Here is a 22673-nt window from a genome sequence, read left to right on the forward strand (position 1 = left end):
GTCTGAATAATGCTAAAGTGGAAAATCTAAGCATTTAAAATCCTCCGTTTTTATTATTGTTTTGAAGCATCTGATATTTATATAGAAATTTTCTTAAAAAAAAGAAAAAAATTAGGAATTGTAAACTCTTAAGGATGCGCTATACTAGGGATTAGGTATCGTTTCCCAAAAAAAGGTGAGAGGGGCTGTTTACAAATGAAAATAGCCATCATTTGCTTTGATGATTTTACGGATCTTGATGTGTTCATGCCTTGGGATTTGTTGAATAGAGTGCGATTGGTCGGTGGTATCGCCGATTGGGAAGTAAAGCTGCTGGGGACCGCATCATCACATATTTCTTCGGCCGGATTAAGAATCCCCATGCATGGGATGGTTGAGGAGGCGAATACATTGGATGCCGTCCTATTCGCGAGCGGAAGAGGAGTGCAGCCCTTGTTCAAGGACCCGGCTTATCTAAGCCGATTTCAACTTTCTCCGGATCGGCAATTGATCGGATCCATGTGTTCGGGTGCTTTGCTCTTGGGAGCATTGGGTTATTTGGCAGGGAAGCGAGCTACCACTTATCCGACTGTGGCCGGACAGTTAGCCGTGTTTGGCGTAGAGATCGTTAACGAGAGCTTTGTAAATAACGGTAACATCAGCACGGCTGCCGGGTGTTTGGCCGGACAAGATTTGTCGGCTTGGGTGATTGATTCTTTGCTGGGTAATGAAATGACCCAGCGTGTTCTGAAGACGGTTCAGCTTGTCGGCCAGGGGCTTGAGATAGTATTGTAACCACTGGTGGAACAATCGGAGGTGGTGCAAAGGTTACCATCATCATGAAATTGAAAGGACTAACTCCCAAGAAGGCCTTCGAAGAATTGGAAAAAGCTGAAGGGAGAATTAGAGAGACATTATAGAAAATTAGGATTAAGCATATAGAAATTATAAAGTTTTAAATTTATCATAATCAGGTTACCGGATGTTGGGTGGCCTTTTTTTGCATTATTTGTATAAAATAAATCTATTAATCAAAAATGCTGGAATTCAGGAACATTATGATTAGCTATGCTTAACCGAGTCTGTCGAATCTTTTATTTAAACTCATTTAAAAGACTTCTCCTGGCCAATCGACTTCGATCGATCAAAGGCCTTGGTCCAAAGCAGGTCTAAACTTGGCTTAAAGAATGGAGTGAGTATACGCGAGAGAAACCATTAGGCTGAAAGTCTGAGACTATTTCTTCAAATTCTAAACAGTAGCTGCCTTTTTATTCTAATACAGATTCCACAACTTAATTCATAGGAGCTGTCGTCAAAGTCTTTAAGAAATTTCTAATGATTCACAGGGTGTTCAGTCTAAACTTTATTCTCACTGAACCCCGCCTTCTTGATCTAGCTTTCGTTTTATCGAATTAGAAACTAGCGAAGCTAACTGTAAACTGTTTAACTCCATAAACAAAAGGACTTTGAATATACGTCATCTCCGAATCTGTGACAAATTGAATATCCCCGAGCCGTTTCAAGAGCATCTCAATCACGATTTGCCCTTCAAGCCGTGCTAAAGGTGCTCCTAGGCAGAAATGTATGCCGAATCCAAACGAAAGGTGAGCATTTGGTTTGCGGTCCACAATAAACGTATCCGGATCTGCAAATTTAGCCTCATCGCGATTAGCAGATGCCACCCAAGAGACGACTTGTTGCCCTTTTTTTATCATGATGTCTCCGATCTCCACGTCCTTCGTCGCTACTCGTCCTATGGCCAGAATGGGGGGATAGAAACGCAGGACTTCTTCAATAAAACCAGGAATAAGCTCTGGGTTACCGCGAAGTTGCTGTTGGAGCGTTCGGTCTTCCGTCACGCGGCGGACAGCGTTTGTAATCAAATTGGTCGTCGTTTCATTACCAGCAGCGAGGAGTAGGATTGAAAAGCCAAGAATCTCTTTGTCGCTGAGCTTCTCTCCTTCTACTTCGGCTTTCAGCAGAAGTGAAATCAGATCCTCTTTAGGCTCCATACGACGCTGCTCGATAATCTGGGCGAAATAATCATTCAGCTCGTCAGTGGCCTTCTCTTTCTCCGCGATGACTTGATTGAACGCCTCGTCAGTATTTTGGTCAGGTCCCTTCACAAGAATGTCCGACCATTCCTTGAATAAGTTGCGATCCTCTGGGGGGACCCCAAGCAGCTCCGCTATAATAATCACCGGCAGAGGAACGGCCAGAGCGGAAACTATGTCTATAGTTCCTTCGATTTCCACAGCATCCAGCAATTCTTCGGTGATTGAGGAGATTCGTGATGCCAAATCCGAGATTACCTTGGGTGTAAACGCCTTGCTTACCAAACCCCGCAGTTGTGCATGACGAGGAGGATCCATCGTAAGAATGGTCTCTCTGTCTTTTACAGCCAATCCTCGTCTGGAAGAGAAGGTGGCGGAATCTTTGAGAATACGATAGATGTCTTCATAGCGAAATACATCCCAACAACTTCTACTTTCATCATAACGAACAGGCGTCGTTTGGCGAAGTTGGTTAAACACCGAAAAAGGTTGAAGTCGTTTTTCCTTCGTGTTCAATTCAACCATTGGTATAATATTGGCGTACCGTTCCGATTTGTTCATGTATATTCTTAGTATGCTCCTCTCCAAATTCAATCTAAAGGTTAATTTACCCAGTAGTTAACAATTAATTCCTGGAGTTTTTCATAGGCATGAATCTTAGATTTCATGAAATCAAAACGAGTAAATGCGTTGCGAAAAGGTTTGGAAGAAGGAATGATTACCCGAGAGTAAATTCTGTACGTTTAATAGAGTTGACGTTACAGAGAAGAAGAGAAACATGTGTACAAGAAAATTATAGGATTTGCCGTTGTATTCCTGTTCGCAACAGCCGTGCCTACGATGTCCCAATGGTTACATATAAGGATGTGGCGGACCAAGCTTGGGAAAAAGGGATCATTCTTTACATTGAAAGATGGCTAAGAGCTCCGTTCCAAAAAGAATGGGATAATCCCTGGAATATCATATCCAAGGACTCCAGGACATGAAGTCGCTGGAAGCGGAAGTGATCATGTGCTCAAGAGAAAGTTTGGTCTTCTCAAGAAATGCATGGTTAAACGTATTATATCTAATTTCTTCATGCGAAAATGGTCGGAAAGGTAGATAAAGACATAAAAAAATGTTTTATGACTTAAACGGGTTTTCACATCGCAGCCATGAAGCTTTCTCCTTACATGAAGAGAGTGTTAACCATATTCGCATCCATACGGAGTTGGGAATCACGTACAATGCACAGAATCGATTATTAACATTAAAGAATATTGACGAAATGAAAAAATATTTCAATGATTATTATAAAGAAAAGTGAAATAAGTTTGTACGTTTCGCCTGGGATCATCATTGGGATTTGCTTGGTATTGGTGATACAAAACAAGGCTATACCAAGTGGGAAGATTTTACTGTGGACTTTGAAGTTCAATCGAAAGTAACGACCAAGGGTAACATGATTACACCATATGAGTAGGGGATTTCCATTGGACAAACATCGATAAGTGCGATTCAAATGTTTTTTATTACGACTTGCTACGTGGTTGGAACAACCTTTCTCTTACTACCGACTGCAACGATCATTGATTCGAAACAGTATGGGTGGGTGGCTCAATTATGGAGTACCAGATTCGGGATAGCGATCGGGGCAATATGGATTTACCTATCGAGCCAGCATCCGGATCTCTCGCTAATCTAATAAAGTCTTGGGGAAGTATGTTGGCGGATTCGTTTCGATTTGTTATATCGTATTATTTCTCCAAATAACTTCATGGGTTACCCGTAATATAAGCGACTTCATGCACGTCACGCTAATGCCGAGAACGCCTAAAACGGTTTTTCGCATCGTGGCTCTAGTCACGCTGTGCACGCAGAAGCTTTTCACGATCATCGTGAGGTCAGCCAGCGAGCCCTTACCCAGTGTCGGGAACGGTATAATAGGCTATAATCCTACAGATACTTAAGGTGGCGCTCATCCGCCTTTGAAATGACGCTATCTGCCCCGAGGCTACCCTATACAGCGTTGCGGTTGAGGGCTGGTTCCAAAAGATGGGTCGCGAGGGTAAGCCTTTGCTCGATTTCAGCAGCAAATAACATAGCATAGGAGAAATCACAATGCATCCTTTACGCAAACTACGGGAATCCGGTAATGCTACACCTGCCCAGGTGAGAGAGTTGCTTGCCGAAAACGTCGTATTCAACAGCCCAATCCTGGTACTGCCGATCGAGGGGCGTGACGTCATCGCGGCGATTTTCGCTCAGTCGAGCTCTACGCGTGGTTCCGGTACCTACACAGCCGAGTTTAAGCTCGATGAGCGCACCACCTTCTTGCGCTGGGTGGGGACCATGGATGGCCACAAGATCGAGAGCTTGGAGATCATCGTGGACAACGAGCAGGGGCTGATAGAGGAGCGCACTATTGCCCTCCGGCCGTATCCGGCGGTGAAACTGTTCCGCGACTCCATGTATGAATCGCTCAAGGATAAGCTGCCGCCCGATGTTTGGGACTACCCAACGACGCCGTAGTGTGACCACGACTGGCGTTTCAGATCGTTACCTAACCCCCTGTCGGCCGCATGGTCGATAGGGGGCTTCTTATGTATTACTGACAGATCGGAGTCGTCAGGTAGCCGGTTTCACCGAGATCTTTATTCTAAATCCAACTATAAGATCTCAAGTATATGATGCCTTATATCATAGTTATAAACCTTCTTTTACCGATTTAGCTATCGTTACGGTGCGTTTAGCTTGATGTTCAGCTGCAGCGCGAACGTCTTCTTTCATTGCTCCATTTTGATCTACGGTTAGGCTCGTTTCGTTTGGTTGCCTCAAGATGAGCTTTCCAAGATGGATTACCATCAACGACGGATTGCGGGACTAACGAGGAAAAGATAGCTTAATAAAAGCCGGCCGTGGGCCGGCTTTTTACGTGCGCCCAGCATGGGCGCTATCTCTAGGGTTCAAGTCCCGAATGGCGAAGGCAGTAGTAGCCATAGCTTAAGACAAGGGTGTCGACCGCGAGGTCGAATCTGAAGGAAGTCGGCGGCAAATCTCCGGTCTGAGGAACACGAATTCCATATAAGGCTAGCGTACGTTGGGAGAGACTGCGTAACAAGTCAAAGCCCTTACTGCCGAAGGCGTACGAGAGTAAATGGAGCAGATAGATGGAGAGGAAGATAGCGTTCTTACCTGGGGAGATCTGTACGGAACGCAAATCGAACTTTGTAAACCTGTATAGGAATACAGGCTGAACGTACAGAAGTCAGCAGAAGCCATAGTACGTGAGGTGTTGCAACACCCTGCGGAAGGGCTGAACATGAAATAGGTATTTGTACATCAAGGCGTTCAGAGTGAGTAGTGAAAGCAGAAAATCCGAAAGGACTTATCCGAAGGAGGAAACGGTGAATCCGTGGGGGACTTCAAAAGGGCAGAATTCATCTCTGGCACAAGAGGAAGGTACAAATCACGTAAGGAGAGGTAAAAAAAATTGTTGGAGCAATTGCTGTCACGGGAAAATCTTCTACAAGCATTAAAGCGTGTCGAGGCCAATAAGGGAAGCCATGGCGTAGATGGAATGTCTGTAAAATCCTTACGAGAACACATCAAACAAAACTGGCAGACGATACGGCAAGAAATAGAAGAAGGAGTCTACCATCCGAGTCCTGTTCGTCGGGTCGAAATCCCGAAACCGAATGGCGGGATACGGATGTTAGGTATCCCTACCGTGACAGACCGACTGATTCAACAAGCAATCGCTCAGGTACTAACACCATTGTTCGATCCACAGTTTTCCGAACATAGCTATGGCTTTCGTCCCAAGCGGCGAGGACATGACGCGGTGAGGAAGGCTAGAGCGTACATGACAGAAGGATATCGATTCTTCGTCGATCTTGATTTGGAGAAATTCTTCGACCGTGTCCATCACGACCGGCTCATGATGAAAGTTGCGACTAGAGTGAAGGACAAGAAATTCCTCCTTCTTATACGCAAATATTTGCAGGCAGGCGTCATGGAAGGTGGTCTGGTCAAGTGGGCAGCGGAAGGAACGCCACAAGGTGGTCCATTAAGTCCGCTGTTATCCAACATTGTACTGGATGAACTAGACCAAGAATTGGAGAAACGTGGACACCGTTTCGTCCGCTATGCGGACGACTGCAATATCTAAGTAAAAACACAAAGAGCAGGTGAACGAGTCAAGGCATCTGTGACCCATTTCATTGAGAGCAAACTCAAACTTAAGGTAAACCAAGCGAAAAGTGCGGTAGATCGCCCTTGGAAACGAAAGTTTCTAGGGTTTAGTTTTAGCGAAAACGAGCAGCCGAAAGTAAGAATTGCCAAGCAATCTCTACAGAAAGCTCAAGTTAAAATCCGAGAGATTACTTCTCGGAGGAAGCCAATGAAGATGGAGGAGCGAATAAAAGAGCTGAATCAATTTCTAACAGGATGGTGCGGCTATTTCTCGCTCGCAGATACGCCAAGTATCTTTAGAGATATGGACAAGTGGATTCGAAGAAGGCTGCGTATGTGCCTTTGGAAGCAAAGGAAGTTACCGAAAACCAAAGTAAAAAGGCTTCTATCCTTGGGGGTTCCTAAGAATAAAGCCTTTGAATGGGGAAATACCCGAAAAGGGTATTGGCGAATTGCAGGAAGTCCGATCTTAGGGATAACATTGGACAACCAATACTGGAAATCCAATGGATTCAAGAGTCTGTTGGACAGAACAACTACTTACGGAATATGTCATGAACCGCCGTATACCGAACGGTACGTACGGTGGTGTGAGAGGTCGGGGGCTAGCCGCCCCCTCCTACTCGATTCAATTAACGGGCAGGATTATGTGGTGATTGTCTTGAATATAGCCTATATTTCAAATCAGGATACAGGACAGAAAGGTGTGGAGATAAGATGTCTGCCACCGTTATTAACTTAATTCCAACTATTCCAGAATATGTTCCAACTGCGAAAAGCATTGAAATGATCGATGAATGGTACAACAGTATAATGCACAAATTGTTATTACCGATGAAGTGCGTTTCATAGATCAGGAAGAAAATTTTGAGGATATTAAATGTCCTTTTTGTTCTAGTGCCATTGAGATCAAATGGTGGCAAGACAAAATGGAGAAAGCTTCAGAAAGTTCTTTTCACGAACTCACATCAATAACCCCATGTTGTAATCAGAAGACAACACTAAATGAACTAAATTATAACTGGGAGGCTGGCTTTGCTCGATTTTCAATAGAAATATTGAACCCGTCGATAGATATTTCTGAACATGATGTTTTAGCCATCGGGGAACAGTTAAAATGTTCATTAAGGAAAGTGATTGCACGTTACTAGATTAACCTAACGCAGAACGATAGCTGAATATAAGTGGTAAAGAAGTTCAAAGACCCGATACTACATAAACTTGGGGGATAAGCGAATGGACAGGGAAGCACTAGAACTTTATAAAACATTCATTGATGATTTAGTCAAGCTACGCCCAGGTGTGCTCCCTCGCTGGATAATGGGAGATGGTTGGCCTAAAACGGTTGAGAATGAAAAGGTCAACAAAGTCTTAGGCGAGCTAAATACAGAGCAAAAAGAGTATTTGCACTAATTGCTCAATCTGCTCGCGATGGTGGGATCCATGATGTTCTTGTTTATTTAACCGATCAGATTAACCTTGAAGGCTTTGAAATTGCAAAGAATGGGGTTAAGATGGCAACAGAACCATTTGGCTCCGAAATGTATTTTGATTGGGTTTGCAGAAGAGAAGGCGATGAATGGCCGGATTCAAGTAAGTGAAAATAGTACAAAGCCAAGCCTTTGAGAAGCCATTGAGCTAACGCAAAACTATAGCTCCATAATAATATAGTCTCCAGGCTGCGGGTGAAACGTTCTGCAGCCTATTCCGAGGGACGGGCAGTTATGTGATGTAAAGATAAATGTGAATTCTTGATAAATTTTACACGGACTTATTCCTAAATATGGTATTATAGGATAGCAATAAAACTTAATGAAACCATTGTAATCAACATTACAAGATCGGGGTAATCCTATGAAAAAGTGGTTTTGGCTAATATGTTTGATATTGGTTTTAATCATTGTTTATACAATCGTTTTTGGTTTTTCACTTTACATGCTTCCATTTATATTAATATTTGCAGGTATAGCTTTATTAAGGATACTTAACTTTATCGAAGGATCTAAACAAAATGATTCAGATGAGTATTATAGGTCGCTGGAAAGAATTAATAAAAAAAGATAAGAATGAGTTTCGGGAACTATGGGTCATAATTGTAAACTAAGTTTAATAACGTAGGGGGTGCCGATAAATTGGCGGCCCTATTACGCTAACGAGGAACAATAGTTCAACAAAGAAAAAGGCAACCGGTTAAATATAAGATCGGTTGCCTTTGTTATGTTGAAGGAAAGTATGAAAGTCAGGAACCTTAAAGGAGAAGAGTTTAAATCAACTATCAGGAAATCGTTTGTTTAGCAAGTTTAGCAAATGAAAAGGCAATTGATCACATTAGTGGATCAATTGCCTTTTTCTTTATATCTTATAGATAAATTCACAATAGACCATAATGTTAAAGATTAAAACATATACCAACACCTAAGGAGTTGAAATAATAGAAAAAATAACTTTTTTACATTAAATGCCAAAGAATCTATATATCTAGGAATTCAAGTTAATCTTGAATTCCTTTTTCAATTTCCCATATTCCTACGATAGTCACTGGGGGAGCAGCCCACACGTTTTTTAAAGATTCTCGAAAAGTAATATAAACTATGGAATCCGCATTGCAGTGCAATTTGCTCGATGCTTTGATGGCTGTTGATAAGGTGAATTTTGGTTTCCTCTAACCGCTTCGAAATAAGGTCATCTTTTGGGCTATTACGAAAATATTTCTGATAGAGAACCCAAAATCGTTCTGGGCTTAAGTTGACTAACTCAGACATTTGTTTAACCGTCCAATCCTGCTCGTAATGCTGGTGAATAAACATGCGGGCTGTCACGAACTTGTCCTTGAAATCTTGCTCTGTGGGTGTGAGTTTATCAAATTCATCCTGTAGCTGCTTATGTCTGCCCAGTATTAATAAGATGTCTTCCATCAACAGGTTAATCTTTTGCTCCCAAAATGGTTTGCGTACGGATAATTCCAATGCGATTGCACGCATATAAGGCCCTAGAAGGTTTGGCTCTCCTGTGTGAATAATTTCATTAAAGGGGACTTGATATCGTTGGGCTATCTCAGTAATCGTATTACCTGTGAAATGAATCCAATCATTTCGAAACCCTTCCACCATCCCCTCTGGTGTCCCATGATATTCAGGAAAATTAGGATCGTGGAGAATACAATCTCCCGGTTTACCGAGTTCAATGCTATGTAGGGTTTGTGTAAAGAAAGGCGTGGAGAAACACATGAGCACATAGGATTCAAACCCGGAGGGGCGGTCAATGACAAAATCGGGATCATGCGGTGTATCCATTCCAAATAAAATGATGTCAATGGGTGCATTCATTCAATACCTCCTCTGGTCAATTCCCAATGTAAGGGTTAGCTAAATTGTACAAGCTTGATGTCAGTGATTGCAACCTTGCTTTCATTAAATGGCAAAAGGAAAGTGCAAATCATCAAATGAGAAGTCCATTTCAATAAAGAATGTAAGCGATATAATGAAGGTGTTCCTAACTGATTCGTGTAAAATATTGGAGGGTAATTAAAATGAGTAACAGCAATTTGTTAGCCAGGAAGCATATCGTTTTTATAGCCGGTGAAGATGAATATCATTCGGAGATTACCTTAGCGTCACTAGCTAAAGAGGTCCAGGAGTTATATGGCGCTCGTGTTACGCTGTTGACCTCTATTCCCGATCCAACGTTTCCTTCCCATATTCCACAATTGGAAATTCTCAAAGAAGCGGATTTAGCTATCTTGTATTTACGTTTTCGAGAACTGCCTGAAGAGCAATTGAATCATGTGTTAAATTATGTGGAATCCGGAAAGCCAGTCATTGCTTTTCGGACAAGTACGCATGCTTTTCGGTATCCAGAGGGTCATGCTCGGCAGGATTTAAATGATAGATTCGGCATAGACGTTCTAGGGGCGCCCTGGATCCATCACTTCGGACATTCCTCATCAACGGATGTCTCCCTAGCTTGGGGTGCGGAAACGCATCCGATCGTGCAGGGTGTACCCCCATTTTTCCATGTAAGGAGCTGGCTATATCACACGCTGCCATATCCGCCAGAAGGTGCCCACATTTTGTTAAACGGTCAAACAGTAGAACCTGAACTCGATGAAGATAAGAGAATGCATGCACCTAGGATTCATCCTGTGGCATGGACCAGAACGAACCCTTGGGGAGGCAAGGTATTCATGACGACGATTGGGCATCAGGAGGATTTTGAACATGGGGCATTTCGGACGCTTGTGAAGAATAGCATAATTTGGGCTCTACAAACAGAATTAGAGGAGTGAGTGGCAATGAAACAGGCAGCAATTATTGGAGAAAAGCTTACTGGTATTAGGGATTTACCTGAACCGGAACTGCGCGAGGGTTGGGCTTTAGTCAAGATTCATGCCGCACCGATGTGTGCGGAATATAAAGGTTTTCTGCATGGACACACGTCCGAATGTTTGGGGCATGAAGCAGCAGGCGAGGTAGTCAAAGTAGCTTCTGGCAGCCACCTTAGAGTGGGAGATCGGGTAGTTGTGATGCCGCAATATCCGTGTGGAGAGTGCCAACTTTGTCTATCGGGAGATTATATCTATTGTGAGCATAACCTGCCATATTCAGGTGCGACTATGGCTCAATATATTGCAAAGCCGTCTTGGATTCTCCCGAAAATTCCACACGGAGTTACGTACGATAAGGCATCGCTTGCTTGCTGTGCGCTTGGGCCATCACATGGGGCCTTTGGAGTGATGGGTGTCGATGCCTTCTCGACTGTCCTGATAACAGGGTTGGGTCCTGTGGGATTAGGTGCGATCGTGACCGCCAAATATCGAGGAGCTCAAGTCATTGCGGTTGAAATGAACGAATTTCGCATTGAATTAGCTCGAAAGCTAGGCGTGGACCATATCATTGATCCCAGAGATGAGGATGCTGTTGCCAAGATTAAAGGAATAACGAGGGCGATCGGACCTGATTATGGACTCGACTGCTCCGGTGTTGTATCGGCACATCGTTTATTAATTGATGCCGTGAAGCGTAAGGGAAAAGTAACCTTTGTAGGAGAGTGCAATGCAGAAACGCCAATTCGAATTAGCGATGATATGCTGCGCAAAGGCATTCAATTAATCGGCTCCTGGCATTATAACCTGAATGAATTTAACAAAATAATGGAGATCATTAAGAACTCCCCATCAACAGAGGATTTAATTACACATACATTCCCGCTGAGCAATATTCAAGAAGCATTCGAAGTTTCTGCATCAGGCCGTAGCGGTAAAATCATTCTGAAACCATGGGAGTGAGTGCGATGAAAGTTGGAATGAATCTGCTATTATGGACGGATCAAGCCAAGCCGGATATCCATGCTCCACTACTAAGACAAATTAAAGCTTGGGGCTTTGACGGCGTAGAGCTAGCTGCTGATTCCATGGAGAGGTCTGACGCGGTAACATTCCGTGAACTTCTTGACGAACTTAACCTAGGCAGAACAACGATTGCGGCCCTTGACGCGAATATTGCCGATCCTGCAAGTCGAAATCTAATCTTACGCAAGAACGCAGTTGAGGTTCTTAAAAAGGCACTGGATCATACGCATATCCTCGGTGCAGAGCTGCTATGCGGCCCCCTTTTCCAAGGTTTGGGCCGCTTCAGCGGTAAAGGTCCACAACCCGATGAGTGGCAATATGCTGTGGAGACTTTGCGTGAGGTTGGCGAATACGCACAATCACTCGGCATACGAATGGCTTTAGAGCCATTGAACCGTTTTGAGATGTATATGGTGAATACGATGGAAGCAGGCTTGCGCTTTGTGAAGGAAGTGGACCTTCCGAACGTAGGATTGCTTGCTGACACACATCATAGCAACATCGAGGAAGGAAACGTAGTCGATGCTTGGCGCGAGGCAGCATCGTATATTTATCATGTACATATCTCTGAGAATCATCGTGGAGTGCCTGGGACTGGCCATGCCATACCTCAGGACATCTTTGATTTACTGGTAGATCTTGACTATGACAAATGGGTGTCCATTGAGGCCTTCAGTCAGGCAGTGCCAGATCTGATTCCTCGACTGCACCTCTGGCGAGCTTATGCGGAGAGTACCGATTCTGCTGCTAGTCAGGGAATCGTTTATATTCAAGAACAGTTACGACGAGCTGTGGAACGGAGGTCAGCTAAGCATGCCAACCATTGATCATGAGGGTTGCCCGATTTATTACACGGAACGAGGAAAGGGTACTCCCTTAGTACTCCTGATGGGACTGGGGGCTGACAGCTCGGTTTGGGAACAGCACGTGCAAGCTTATGAGGCGCACTTCCGATGTATTCTTGTCGATAACCGAGGTGCGGGACAGTCCGGCAAGCCTAGTGGTCCTTATACAACTCGGAAGATGGCGAAAGATACACTTACGGTGCTCGATGAACTTGGCATTGAACGAGCCCATGTATCCGGCATTTCCATGGGAAGTGCAATTGCACAGCAGGTTGCGCTGCTCTGTCCGGAACGAATTCTCTCGTTAACCTTAAATTGTCCATGGCAAATGGTTGATATATATACGCGTAGGACTTTTGAAACACTGCGGATTGCTTATGAAATTATGAATGTGAGCGACTTTCAGAAGCTGCTGCAGCTGATCATTTTTACTCCTGCTTACCATGAAGCACATTTGGATGACCTGTTGGCGAAACAGCAAGTGGCCAGTGAGTATGAGCATCCGATGCCGATCCATGCCTTTCAAGCCCAATGCGATGCCTGCATGACGCATGATACGGTAGGACTTCTAGGAAGCATCTTTGCGCCAACGCTCGTCACTGTGGGGGAACGGGATGTCTTTACGCCACCTCATTTGTCGCAGTCAATTGCAGATGAAATTTCTCAAGTGGAGTTTGTTGTCTTTGAAGGCAGCGGACATACGCATCACTGGGATCAGCTAGAGAGGTTTAATCAGTTGACGTTATCATTTATGTTAAGACAGGAGAGAGCTTTGAATGAATCCTAAATTATCCATTGGCTCATGGGCATTCGCCTTTGGTCCCTATGAGCAGCAACCGTGGTCTTTTTCCCGTATTTTAGCTTATGCCAAGGAATCGGGATATGACGGTGTTGAAGTGAATGGCTTTCTTCCGCATCCAGTTCCTGATGTATACGATACGATTGCCAAACGTAAGGAGCTGCTAAATGAAATTCGCTCCCATGGACTTGCTGTATCTGCGTATGCCCCTGATTTTCGCAAGGCTCCTCCTGCAGTCGCGGATAAAGAAGCCTATGTGGAGTTATTAAAGCGTTACATTGACTTTACCGTCGATTTGGGTACTGATATTTTACGTGTGGATACCGTTACGTCTCCAGCTCCAGTAAATGAACAGACGTATGCCAATCGTTTTGATCGATTAATGGATACTTGGCATGCGTCCGCAGAGTTAGCAGCAGAAGCTGGCTTGCGAATTGTTTGGGAATTCGAGCCAGGCTTTTGGCTGAATAAGCCTAGTGAGGTCGTGCGTGCAGTCAAGGAAGTTAATCATCCTGCGTTCCAGGTGCTTTTCGATACAAGTCATGCGTATATGAGCGGTGTTGTAGGCGCTAGACAAGCAGGTGTGCAAGAACGGCTACATGGTGGAATTGTGGCATACGCTAAGCAGCTAGAAGGGCATATTGGACATTTCCACCTGATTGATTCAGATGGCACGTTGCATGATGAAGAAACAAGTACGCACGCAGAGTTCGGTGCCGGCAAGATCGACTTTCCGAGCTTTCTGAGAGAAACGGAGAGTATTATCCGGCCTTTGGACTGGTGGTGTGTTGATTTCTGCTTCAATGCTGAGGTTGAGGCATGGGGGAAACAGGCTGTCCGTTTCATTCGCAATGCCATAAAAGAGGCAGTTCGATCATGATCACTTATGGCTGCCAGACCTACACCTGGCAAATGAATCTCAACTGTTACCAGGATAAACTTACCGCCATTTTGGATGTTATCCAGCAATCGGGATTTCGCGGCGTGGAGGCTGAGGTCTTCATGTTAGGGGCGTACTATGAGAATCCAAAGCTTCTTTCGGGAGACCTAGCGGAACGCGATCTTCGCTTGGCCGCATTAACCTTGGCTGAGCCTTGGCTAGAAATGGAAGAAACGGCTGAAGAACGAGCGAATGCTGACAAGCTGATTCGCTATTTGCAGCATTTTCCTGAGGCAAAGCTCATTCTGGTTCAGCTCCCAGGCAAAGATCACATGAATATAGCCTCCAGACAGCAAACCGCAATAGCCTGTGCAAATGCCATAGGCAAACGTGCGTATGAAGCTGGAATAACAGCTGCTTACCATCCAAATTCCCCATCCGGCTCTGTATTCAGAACAGAGGAGGATTATGGGATCTTATTTGCAGGACTCGATGACAGGTATGTTGGGTATTGCCCCGATTCCGGTCATATCGCAAGGGGAGGGATGGACCCTGTAAAGATATTTACGGAGCAGATGTCTCAGATCAAGCATGTGCATTTCAAGGATTATGATCTGCAAACAAGTGAATGGCGAACAATGGGGAAGGGAACTATTCCTCATCCTGAATTGATTTCGCTGCTGAAACAGTCTGGTTATCAGGGTTGGATCATGGTAGAGGAGGAATCTGCATACGCGGAGACCCATCCTGATGAAGCGACGAGAGAGAACGGCAGGTATCTTAGCCAGCTTTGAATCTGATTGCCGAGTCGACTAACTTGGCTTTTTTACTGTAGAATTATATATTGAGGCAATATATGTAACTGCCAGAAAATCCATCGAGGCAATGTTTTGGTCGCAAAAGTGGGCAAACGGGCAAACGTTATATTTCTTGTCTTTTAACGATATATGTTCTTGTCCTCCGACGACAGTTCGACAAGTGTCGAGAGTCATAAATCTTTACCGATTTTAGACCGCGAAAATCGCGGTTTTTTTATTTATCGGTACAACATCTCGCGGAAGTGCCATGACAAGAATCTGTACCGATTGTCGCGGAGAGAAAAAAAGTTGGATATCGTAAGGAGTTTCAGTGTTGCAACCCTTCGCTCCGCTAACGGGCAGGATACTTACAATATGTGGTATTATAAAAAAGCACTGAACCGAAATTGACGATGGCTCTGAGATTTGAAATGGAAAGGATATTAGTGGGTTTTGTTACGTTTGGATTTGGCGTTCATGCTATAATAACAAATTCCGAAGGTCAAATACTTCTGTTAAAGCGAACATATGGAAATAAGGGATGGAGTTTACCAGGTGGTGGTGTAGACGCTTGTGAAACTATTCATCAAGCGTTATTTCGAGAATGTTGTGAAGAGCTTGGGATAGAAGTTCAGAATGCTGTATTAACGGGATTTTATTATCATAGTAGTATTAATGCACAAGTTGGAATATTTCGCTGTTCCATACCAGAGGATGCGGAAATAAAACTTAGTTCCGAACATTCTGAATATAAATGGGCGGATATTTCTTCACTAAGCGAGGTTCAACGAATAAGGGCTTTAGACGCATTGGAGTATCATGGTCAAGTAATAAGTCGTGCTTTTTGAAAAATTTCAGACAAAAATGAATTAATCTATCCCGTATGGTTAGAAGGGAGATTTTTATATGTCTTTTCCATTTGACTGTATTAGTGATTTTATGTTTTTCGAAACCGAGTTGGGTCATTCAGATGTAATTTTAGTTCCAGGTGCAAGCCATCCTCAATTAATGGAAAGAGCCGCAATGTTATATCAACAAGGTATAGCTCCGTTGATCCTGTCTTCTGGTGGTGTCACCCCACATGTAGAAACAACTGAATGGGAGTTTTTGCGAAATGTAGGGGTGTCGTTAGGCGTTCCTCCACAAGCAATACTTCAAGAAGATAAAGCAACTAATACCTTTGAAAATGCACGATTCTCTTTAAAAGTATTACAAGATAAAGGATTAAACCCTAAAAAAGTAGTGCTGGTTTGTAAAAACTATCACGCACGTAGAGCACTTTTAACATATCAAATTATTTTTCCAAGAGAGACAATTTTTTACGTAAGTCCAGTGATTGACAAGAAGGGTACTTCCAAGGATAACTGGTTTCTAGATGAAGATAGAATAAGATACGTAATGAATGAGCTTGAGAAGGTAGGGAAATATTTCAGGCCCGCTATACTCCAAATCGGATCAAATGGCTAGCTACGCTAACGCAGAACGATAGTTCAAAATCCAACACCACGAGGTTGCCGCAGGAAACGAACGGCAACCTCGTTACGCTAACGGGCAGAATGGTTGAATAAGGATTCTTATAATTATTTTTAAATAAGAACCATATTTTGGTAACAAATTCATTTAATTAACGTCTACACTTATAAACAATGAAAAAGAGGTGTCATTTTGAAAAAATTCATATTGGGATTGAGTTTAGGTTTAGCTATTGCCTGTTCATCTGTTGCTTTCGCATCGGGTTCTATCCAAGCATTTTTATTTCCAGCAAGCTTTGAAATTAATGGTAGTGATATTGAATTAAATAATGATTACAAGGTTCTGAACGTAGATGGACATGCGTATGTACCCATTCGCTTTATAGCTGAAAATTTGGGAGGAACCATCGACTATGATGCTGAATCACAAAAGATTTTTGTCAAAAATAAAACCCTAGACTTAACAGATCCAGATTACAAAGGTATATCTATTGGTAATTTAATATTAACTAAAGAGGGTAATAACACAAAAGTTACTGGTCAATTGAAAATGGAAGGTGTAGGAAGCACAAAAAATATGATTGGAGCAAGTTTATCTTTTTATAATGATAAAAGTGAAAAAATTGGCGATATTGCCATAAACGGAAATGATTTTGGGGTCGATTCCCAAACATTCGTGTCAGAGGGTTCAGGTGATTTCAGAGCCTACTCAGCGGTCAACCTTCATATCGGTGCTGTAAACAATCATATTATTAGTGAAGCACCAAGCATAATTTATGAAAACACGAAATACAATTTCACGCTTAAGCTTCCTAAAAGTTGGGAAGGGAAATATGAAGTCGTGGACACTGTAAGTTCATCTTCAATCTTTGAAAGTTTTGGTTTTATTGATAAAGCAAATATAAGGTACGGAGGAATGATTTTTTCTATCTCTGTATGGACAAAAGAGGATTGGATCAAAAACGGTCCATCAGCTATCGAGGTTGGTCAAATATATAAAATAGGAGAAGACGGGGATAAAGTATTCACACTAAGCCCCCCAGGAGATGTTGAATACGATGTTCATGATGAGAAGTTAAAGGCAGAATACCTCTCAATGTCGGATCAGATAAACAAAATCAAAACCTCATTTAAGCTTAATAATTAACTGTCTGGTTTGTTGTTTTTAAAATGATCTATTGAACTAACGGAAAACAATAGCACAATAAACAGGGAGCAGATTGCCGCGGCAGCTGCTCCCTGTTTTCATTAAAGTAACGAGCAGATTAGCATGGTAGCAACTGAAAAGAGGATTTTATCATTAAGCCGTATAAAAAGCGGTATTTACTCCCTTGAAGACGCCGAATTCTCCCTTCAAGGTTTTTTTATTGAAATATATAGATGATAAATATGACATTTTGAGATATACTGAACCGTGAATCTTATCCAAAAAAAGGTAAATGAGTAGTTGTTTCGCCTAAATGGCTATTGTTTATTAATTCGTTATAGTTAGGGAGAATAATATGATTAGATACAAAAATTTATCAAAGCAAGTACTTGCACTTGTACTAATGGGATATATGATTTCCCCCAATCAATCAAACGCCGAAAGTAATGCTTTGTCCAATATTAATGCATCGAAAATTACAGATCCTAATGTTACAGAGTTTTTGGACTTAAAGGGGCATTGGGGAGAGTCAGTAATTACAGCTGCTGTTGACAAAGGATATGTAGATGGATATCCAGATGGCACTTTTAAACCCAATGGAGATATCACTCGAGCAGAGTTTATCAAAATGGTTGATAATGCTCTTCATGTAAGCGTGGCGGGAAAAAAAATAGGTGACTCTTGGTATGTACCGTACATTAACGCAGCAGTAACTTCAGGATTTCATCAGTGGAGCGACTTTTCCAGTGGGGATTGGAATACCGCTCTGACACGCCAAGAAATGGCTCGCATAGCCGTTCGTGCTGCTACAGGTGATAAGAACACTGATGATAATAAATGGATGTATTTGGCAACAAAAGCAGGTTTAATAATGGGTATGGATGATACAGGTATACTTGGAGTGGACAATACAACGACACGTGCTCAATCTGTGACCATAATTGAGAGGGTACTTTCTGTTAAGAATGGCACCAAACTAAAAGTAGATAAACATGCTGTATCTCGTGCTGAAGTACATTGGCATGGAACAAACGTATTTACTATGTGGCCACGATATTTTCCTCAAAACTTCATAGATAACTTTGATATTACCCAGGCAAATTGGAAGTCTAGTGATGGCAACTATCACGAATACGGTGAAGAGTTTATCGTTGTCGATATGGAAGATCCTAATGACCCTTATAGAAACGGAGTTGTTGATATGAAGTTTAACTTTGCAACCTACGATTCTAGCGGCAAACGTACAAATCTTCAAATTATGCAGGCTCCGAGCAAATCTTATGTTTCATATTCCCGTGTTAAAGTCGTTATCCAAAATGACATAGATGCGGGACCTGGTCTAATTACAGGCGGATATATGAACATGACAAGTTTAGGCATGGATAAAGACTCTAAAATTTGGGATAAAGTTTTATCTTCGCAGGAGGACGATAACACAGTTCTTTATTCTAAATCTCAAGGCTCTCAGAACACTTTTGATCTAAACACATCTAATGGTAACTGGAGTCCTCAGATTCCGAGGAGTGGTAGTTACATTTTGAGATCTGGTACCCATTATTGGGTTCAAGGTAGAGTACACCCTAAAGGTGATGCATTTCTATTTTTTAGTGGAGGCTACTATAACTCATCTATTTCTTTTACTCCTAGTGCACGACTATATAGTACAGATAGTCCTAATAATGGGAGCCATTCCTTCATTGTTGTTAATGCACATGAAGATTATGAAACTCACAACTAAATTCAAATTTCTTTAGAGCTATTTCTTGTTGCTCCCGTCCGTTTATACATCCATATTAGTAATACGTTTACATTGGTTATCAAAAAAGTTAGAAAAATAATAACTTTTTTGTATTTCGTTACGCTAACGGGTAACGATAGCTTCATAATATTGTACTATCTAGGCTGCGAGTGATCCACTCGGCGGCCTATTCCGAACGGGCAGAAATGTTCAAAATATCCCCAACTAAACTTATATCCATACATCTATGTGATAGAGATTGAAACTTTAGTTCACCATTATCGTCTATTAGTTAATATCCATATTATGTATTTGGAGGAAACGATGAAAAGACATCCGATTTTATTAGTAGTGTTACTTTTTGCTTGGATATTATTTTTAGCAGCTTGTAAAGGAGATAAAGTCCATATTCAAAATGAAAAGAATGCTTCAGGTCAGACACATGTTGTTGTGATCGGTTCAGAAATTGAAGGGGTTTATTTGGCAAGAGCTGCCATGGATGAAGGACTGACAGTGATTATTTTAGATCCAAGGGAAAAACCAGGAGGTCAACTCATTCAAGGTCAAATGCAGTTTTTGGATGAACCAATCGATGATCAAAATAATTCATTGCTTCAAGGAAGAGTCAAAGACTTATTTATTCGCTACAAAAAAGGTGAGATTCGTAAGGCAAATGAATTTGAACAATACTATAACTCACTTATTAAAGGGATACCAATGGAATCTGGTATCACAATTATTAACGTGGATAAGGCAAAGAATATTGGGACGTCAACACAGAAAATTAATTCAATTACTTATCGCACAGCAGATGGTTTAGAAAAGACCATCAGTGCTAACTACTGGGTAGAGAATACAGATTTCAATGCTTTAACAGGTGGCATAGGATTAGAACGCATTCCAGGTATCGAAACCGTATTTGGTGGAACAAAAGATTACATGGCGTCTTCGGTAATGATGAAATTTCGCAATGTAGATTGGGAGAAGTTCCAAACGGAAATCAATCGTTTAACTAGAAAAGAAATTGAGGATAAATATGGTTCTACTTCTACTGTTACAGATAAATTTACGTGGGGCTTCGGGAATGTCGGGGCAAATTTCACTCCAAGTAACAGGGAAGTGTTTCTTCGTGGGTTAAACACGATCAACCAACGAGACGGTGAGGTGCTGATAAACGCCCTTTTACTATTTAATGTCGATCCTTCTAACAATGGAAGCATCCAAAGGGCAATAGACTTGGGGAAATCGGAAACGATACGTATCCTACCTCATCTTCGCCAAGAACTGCCAGGTTGGGAAAAGGCTGAAATCAACGGCTATCCAAACTACTTATACATACGTGATTATAACCGTTACCAAACTGAATATGTCCTGCAAGCATCAGATCTTATGAGTGGAAAGATGTTCTGGGATAACGTAAGTATTGGGGGATACCCCATAGATCTGCAAGGAACAGCTAGCCATACTTGGGGTCAGCATAGTGGAGACCCAGACAAATATGGGATGCCCTTACGATCTTTTATTCCAAAAGGTTATTCAAATGTAATTCTAGCGGGTAAGAACGTGGGGGCTTCAGCAGTCGCTTATGGTAGTGCTCGTATCCAAGCCAACACTTCGTTGGCTGCTGAAGTCATTGGTGTCATACTTGGAAAGCTAAAAGGAGAACAGAGTATAACTAAAATAACAGAAGAAGAGATGAATGATATCCATGCGTATTTAAAGAACAAATATAGTATTACGTTGAGTGGTATAAAAACGGTTAATAAGATTAAAAATCTGCCTGAAGATAAGATCAATCAACTCGACTTGGGAAAGCTGGCACTTCCTTAGCATGTATTTAATCTGTTTGAAAAAAACGATAAAAGCAATAACTCGGCTTAATCGGCAGTCTGTTGAAGTAACGGGCAGGATACCCACGCTGTATTGATGAATATTATCTTTTAAGCTATCCAAGTTAATAATATGGTATATTGAAAATCAAGAAAAAGGAGGGATTAATATTCATTACCAAGCTATTAATCTGAATGAGAAATTATCTAAGTTCAATGAACATTGGTCTCCGAAAGTCATTGGTGAAATGAATGACTATCAATTTAAATTGGTCAAGATAGATGGGGATTTTGTATGGCACGATCATCAAGATACCGACGAGGTGTTTATCGTGCTCGAAGGGGAGATGTTCATCGATTTCCGCGATGGTCAAGTAAAGATTTCCCAAGGTGAGATGTTTATTGTACCAAGGGGTGTCGAACACAAACCTTTCGCTAACAAAGAGTGTCATATCATGTTGGTAGAGCCCAGGGGCGTAGTAAACACTGGTGGGACTGAGTCAGAATTAACAGCAGTCAATGATATTTGGATCTAATGCATTTAGCTTCAGTTCGATTACATCGTTAAAGTAACAGCAGAACTTTAGTTGAATAAACATCAATGAAGAAGCTGCCGACACGATCGGTAGCTTCTTCATTACGTTAACGAGCAGAATCGCTCAATGAGGTTACGGGAATTATGAAAATGACGAGTCATACATGTTGCTCACTAATCCCTATATTTTTGATTGCAACCTTAATACTTGTTCTTTCGTTTGAACAATAAACGTCGTTATAAAGACTGGAGGGACTGGATTTGAAGAGATTTCTATTGTTTTTCGTGATGACTCTTATGCTTATGGGCTCAGTTGGTTGTTCTGGTACTCAATCAAATGGTGAAAAACAGCCAATAGGTAAGAACCTTGAGGGAGAGCAACCGCCTAAGGCTGAGATTCAGATTGGTAGCCGAATGTATGAGACAAAACTCGGCACATATTGCTGGCAATCAAAAAATCAAGGGAAATGTGTGGATACAATTGGTCCAGCTGAACTCTTAAAAGGCGAGAATCCAGTTTCAGTACAACCTGGTGAAGTTATTAAGTTCGTTATGAATTATGAGCCGCAACCGAACAAATACCATGTCGAGCAAATCAATGAAGGGAAACTTACAGAAGTTGTGGTGAAAGAAAATAGTTTTCATGCACCTACACAAAAAGGGACATATTTTTATTCATATGGAGTATGGTGGATGGATGAACATGTAGAGAACCAATCACGTGGTGATGCTTTTTCATTATTTCGTCCTAAAAGTTATCTAGATGGATTAAGCTAACGAGGAACGTTAGTTGAATCGATTCAGGGAGTAACTTGTCGCGGTAACTTTAATCATATCCTAGAGTTTTTTGAAAATTAAATTGATTTTTGGAAATATATAATTATAATTGGCTATATAAGGAATATGAATAAGGCAACGACGAGAAAGAGTAGTTGGACCCCGTTCTTTTAACAGAGAGCTCCGGTAGGTGAAAAGGAGTAAAGAAACGTCTGACGAACATGGTCTCAGAGCTGTGCATCGAATCCTCCCAGTGAGGTAGTAGGCCGCACCGGGTGCACCCGTTAACGTGCCAGGGTAT

23 protein-coding genes, 3 pseudogenes and 1 other annotated feature (1 of these 27 only partly in view) are annotated in these 22673 nt (G+C 42.1%); of the genes and pseudogenes, 22 read left to right on the top strand and 4 right to left on the bottom strand.

Going from position 1 to position 22673, the window contains the following annotated elements; all coding sequences use genetic code 11:
• Positions 1 to 195 precede the first annotated feature (195 nt).
• Positions 196 to 774, top strand: a complete 579-nt coding sequence (locus NYR53_RS15365) for a DJ-1/PfpI family protein (protein ID WP_261305951.1) — start codon at positions 196 to 198, stop codon at positions 772 to 774.
• A 617-nt stretch (positions 775 to 1391) separates the two neighbouring features.
• Here the strand turns inward: NYR53_RS15365 and NYR53_RS15370 are convergent.
• The gene (locus tag NYR53_RS15370) at positions 1392 to 2594 is read right to left on the bottom strand and encodes a cytochrome P450 (RefSeq protein WP_261305952.1); all 1203 of its coding nucleotides are present in this window, start codon (positions 2592 to 2594) and stop codon (positions 1392 to 1394) included.
• 219 nt (positions 2595 to 2813) lie between these two features.
• Between NYR53_RS15370 and NYR53_RS15375 the strand changes: the two genes are divergently transcribed.
• From NYR53_RS15375 to NYR53_RS15390, 5 genes are all read left to right on the top strand, one after another.
• The gene (locus tag NYR53_RS15375) at positions 2814 to 2954 is read left to right on the top strand and encodes a hypothetical protein (RefSeq protein WP_261305953.1); all 141 of its coding nucleotides are present in this window, start codon (positions 2814 to 2816) and stop codon (positions 2952 to 2954) included.
• A 196-nt stretch (positions 2955 to 3150) separates the two neighbouring features.
• Positions 3151 to 3339, top strand: coding sequence for a hypothetical protein (locus tag NYR53_RS15380; protein ID WP_261305954.1), 189 nt, complete (start codon positions 3151 to 3153; stop codon positions 3337 to 3339).
• A gap of 189 nt (positions 3340 to 3528) precedes the next feature.
• On the top strand, positions 3529 to 3717 hold the full coding sequence (locus NYR53_RS34450; protein WP_367618671.1) for a hypothetical protein: 189 nt from the start codon (positions 3529 to 3531) through the stop codon (positions 3715 to 3717).
• Between the two features lie 7 nt (positions 3718 to 3724).
• The gene (locus NYR53_RS15385) at positions 3725 to 3982 is read left to right on the top strand and encodes a GerAB/ArcD/ProY family transporter (protein WP_261305955.1); all 258 of its coding nucleotides are present in this window, start codon (positions 3725 to 3727) and stop codon (positions 3980 to 3982) included.
• A gap of 151 nt (positions 3983 to 4133) precedes the next feature.
• Positions 4134 to 4544, top strand: a complete 411-nt coding sequence (locus NYR53_RS15390; protein ID WP_261305956.1) for a hypothetical protein — start codon at positions 4134 to 4136, stop codon at positions 4542 to 4544.
• A 174-nt stretch (positions 4545 to 4718) separates the two neighbouring features.
• Here NYR53_RS15390 and NYR53_RS15395 read toward each other — a convergent pair.
• Both NYR53_RS15395 and NYR53_RS15400 read right to left on the bottom strand, forming a co-directional pair.
• Positions 4719 to 4841: pseudogene (locus NYR53_RS15395) on the bottom strand (NAD(P)H:quinone oxidoreductase, type IV); the annotation flags it as partial.
• Between the two features lie 130 nt (positions 4842 to 4971).
• Positions 4972 to 5232: a hypothetical protein gene (locus tag NYR53_RS15400; protein ID WP_261305957.1), complete on the bottom strand. Its 261-nt coding sequence runs from the start codon at positions 5230 to 5232 to the stop codon at positions 4972 to 4974.
• Between the two features lie 273 nt (positions 5233 to 5505).
• Between NYR53_RS15400 and ltrA the strand changes: the two are divergent.
• The 3 genes and pseudogenes from ltrA to NYR53_RS34455 form a co-directional block, all read left to right on the top strand.
• Positions 5506 to 6738 (top strand): annotated as a pseudogene (ltrA, locus tag NYR53_RS15405) (group II intron reverse transcriptase/maturase); the annotation flags it as partial.
• A gap of 265 nt (positions 6739 to 7003) precedes the next feature.
• Positions 7004 to 7357 (top strand): hypothetical protein, encoded by a 354-nt coding sequence (locus NYR53_RS15410; RefSeq protein ID WP_261305958.1) that lies wholly within the window; start codon positions 7004 to 7006, stop codon positions 7355 to 7357.
• Between the two features lie 85 nt (positions 7358 to 7442).
• Positions 7443 to 7807 (top strand): annotated as a pseudogene (locus tag NYR53_RS34455) (DUF6547 family protein).
• A gap of 909 nt (positions 7808 to 8716) precedes the next feature.
• On the opposite strand, the gene NYR53_RS15420 reads toward NYR53_RS34455, so the two are convergent.
• On the bottom strand, positions 8717 to 9532 hold the full coding sequence (locus tag NYR53_RS15420; RefSeq protein ID WP_261305960.1) for an AraC family transcriptional regulator: 816 nt from the start codon (positions 9530 to 9532) through the stop codon (positions 8717 to 8719).
• A 203-nt stretch (positions 9533 to 9735) separates the two neighbouring features.
• On the opposite strand from NYR53_RS15420, the gene NYR53_RS15425 reads away from it, so the two are divergent.
• From NYR53_RS15425 to NYR53_RS15485, 13 genes are all read left to right on the top strand, one after another.
• A complete protein-coding gene (locus tag NYR53_RS15425; protein WP_261305961.1) occupies positions 9736 to 10491 on the top strand; it encodes a ThuA domain-containing protein in 756 nt (251 codons plus the stop codon).
• Between the two features lie 6 nt (positions 10492 to 10497).
• A complete protein-coding gene (locus NYR53_RS15430; protein ID WP_261305962.1) occupies positions 10498 to 11490 on the top strand; it encodes a zinc-dependent alcohol dehydrogenase in 993 nt (330 codons plus the stop codon).
• A 5-nt stretch (positions 11491 to 11495) separates the two neighbouring features.
• Entirely contained in the window at positions 11496 to 12380 is an 885-nt protein-coding gene (locus NYR53_RS15435; protein ID WP_261305963.1) for a sugar phosphate isomerase/epimerase family protein, read from the top strand.
• Entirely contained in the window at positions 12367 to 13185 is an 819-nt protein-coding gene (locus NYR53_RS15440; protein WP_261305964.1) for an alpha/beta fold hydrolase, read from the top strand. The genes NYR53_RS15435 and NYR53_RS15440 overlap by 14 nt, the downstream gene beginning before the upstream one ends.
• On the top strand, positions 13175 to 14077 hold the full coding sequence (locus NYR53_RS15445; protein WP_261305965.1) for a sugar phosphate isomerase/epimerase family protein: 903 nt from the start codon (positions 13175 to 13177) through the stop codon (positions 14075 to 14077). The genes NYR53_RS15440 and NYR53_RS15445 overlap by 11 nt, the downstream gene beginning before the upstream one ends.
• Complete coding sequence (locus NYR53_RS15450) at positions 14074 to 14871, top strand: sugar phosphate isomerase/epimerase family protein (protein ID WP_261305966.1); 798 nt, start codon at positions 14074 to 14076, stop codon at positions 14869 to 14871. The genes NYR53_RS15445 and NYR53_RS15450 overlap by 4 nt, the downstream gene beginning before the upstream one ends.
• 434 nt (positions 14872 to 15305) lie before the next feature.
• The gene (locus NYR53_RS15455) at positions 15306 to 15722 is read left to right on the top strand and encodes an NUDIX hydrolase (RefSeq protein WP_261305967.1); all 417 of its coding nucleotides are present in this window, start codon (positions 15306 to 15308) and stop codon (positions 15720 to 15722) included.
• 58 nt (positions 15723 to 15780) lie between these two features.
• Positions 15781 to 16341, top strand: coding sequence for a YdcF family protein (locus NYR53_RS15460; protein ID WP_261305968.1), 561 nt, complete (start codon positions 15781 to 15783; stop codon positions 16339 to 16341).
• Positions 16342 to 16539: 198 nt separating this feature from the next.
• The gene (locus NYR53_RS15465) at positions 16540 to 17493 is read left to right on the top strand and encodes a stalk domain-containing protein (RefSeq protein ID WP_261305969.1); all 954 of its coding nucleotides are present in this window, start codon (positions 16540 to 16542) and stop codon (positions 17491 to 17493) included.
• Between the two features lie 355 nt (positions 17494 to 17848).
• Entirely contained in the window at positions 17849 to 19231 is a 1383-nt protein-coding gene (locus tag NYR53_RS15470; protein WP_261305970.1) for an S-layer homology domain-containing protein, read from the top strand.
• Positions 19232 to 19555: 324 nt separating this feature from the next.
• Positions 19556 to 21061: an FAD-dependent oxidoreductase gene (locus NYR53_RS15475; protein ID WP_261305971.1), complete on the top strand. Its 1506-nt coding sequence runs from the start codon at positions 19556 to 19558 to the stop codon at positions 21059 to 21061.
• A 169-nt stretch (positions 21062 to 21230) separates the two neighbouring features.
• A complete protein-coding gene (locus NYR53_RS15480) occupies positions 21231 to 21596 on the top strand; it encodes a cupin domain-containing protein (RefSeq protein WP_261306386.1) in 366 nt (121 codons plus the stop codon).
• Positions 21597 to 21856: 260 nt separating this feature from the next.
• On the top strand, positions 21857 to 22372 hold the full coding sequence (locus NYR53_RS15485) for a hypothetical protein (protein WP_261305972.1): 516 nt from the start codon (positions 21857 to 21859) through the stop codon (positions 22370 to 22372).
• 129 nt (positions 22373 to 22501) lie between these two features.
• Positions 22502 to 22673: a binding site (T-box leader), on the top strand (it continues 97 nt past the right edge of the window).

The organism is Paenibacillus andongensis (assembly GCF_025369935.1).
GTDB lineage: Bacteria > Bacillota > Bacilli > Paenibacillales > NBRC-103111 > Paenibacillus_E > Paenibacillus_E andongensis.

Excerpts from the sequence above, each read along its gene's own strand:
- NYR53_RS15365 (WP_261305951.1), top strand. The coding sequence starts at position 196 with ATGAAAATAGCCATCATTTGCTTTGATGATTTTACGGATCTTGATGTG.
- NYR53_RS15370 (WP_261305952.1), bottom strand. The coding sequence starts at position 2,594 with ATGAACAAATCGGAACGGTACGCCAATATTATACCAATGGTTGAATTG.
- NYR53_RS15380 (WP_261305954.1), top strand. The coding sequence starts at position 3,151 with ATGTTTTATGACTTAAACGGGTTTTCACATCGCAGCCATGAAGCTTTC.
- NYR53_RS15390 (WP_261305956.1), top strand. The coding sequence starts at position 4,134 with ATGCATCCTTTACGCAAACTACGGGAATCCGGTAATGCTACACCTGCC.
- NYR53_RS15410 (WP_261305958.1), top strand. The coding sequence starts at position 7,004 with ATGGTACAACAGTATAATGCACAAATTGTTATTACCGATGAAGTGCGT.
- NYR53_RS15420 (WP_261305960.1), bottom strand. The coding sequence starts at position 9,532 with ATGAATGCACCCATTGACATCATTTTATTTGGAATGGATACACCGCAT.
- NYR53_RS15425 (WP_261305961.1), top strand. The coding sequence starts at position 9,736 with ATGAGTAACAGCAATTTGTTAGCCAGGAAGCATATCGTTTTTATAGCC.
- NYR53_RS15430 (WP_261305962.1), top strand. The coding sequence starts at position 10,498 with ATGAAACAGGCAGCAATTATTGGAGAAAAGCTTACTGGTATTAGGGAT.
- NYR53_RS15435 (WP_261305963.1), top strand. The coding sequence starts at position 11,496 with ATGAAAGTTGGAATGAATCTGCTATTATGGACGGATCAAGCCAAGCCG.
- NYR53_RS15440 (WP_261305964.1), top strand. The coding sequence starts at position 12,367 with ATGCCAACCATTGATCATGAGGGTTGCCCGATTTATTACACGGAACGA.
- NYR53_RS15445 (WP_261305965.1), top strand. The coding sequence starts at position 13,175 with ATGAATCCTAAATTATCCATTGGCTCATGGGCATTCGCCTTTGGTCCC.
- NYR53_RS15450 (WP_261305966.1), top strand. The coding sequence starts at position 14,074 with ATGATCACTTATGGCTGCCAGACCTACACCTGGCAAATGAATCTCAAC.
- NYR53_RS15455 (WP_261305967.1), top strand. The coding sequence starts at position 15,306 with ATGGAAAGGATATTAGTGGGTTTTGTTACGTTTGGATTTGGCGTTCAT.
- NYR53_RS15460 (WP_261305968.1), top strand. The coding sequence starts at position 15,781 with ATGTCTTTTCCATTTGACTGTATTAGTGATTTTATGTTTTTCGAAACC.
- NYR53_RS15470 (WP_261305970.1), top strand. The coding sequence starts at position 17,849 with ATGATTAGATACAAAAATTTATCAAAGCAAGTACTTGCACTTGTACTA.
- NYR53_RS15475 (WP_261305971.1), top strand. The coding sequence starts at position 19,556 with ATGAAAAGACATCCGATTTTATTAGTAGTGTTACTTTTTGCTTGGATA.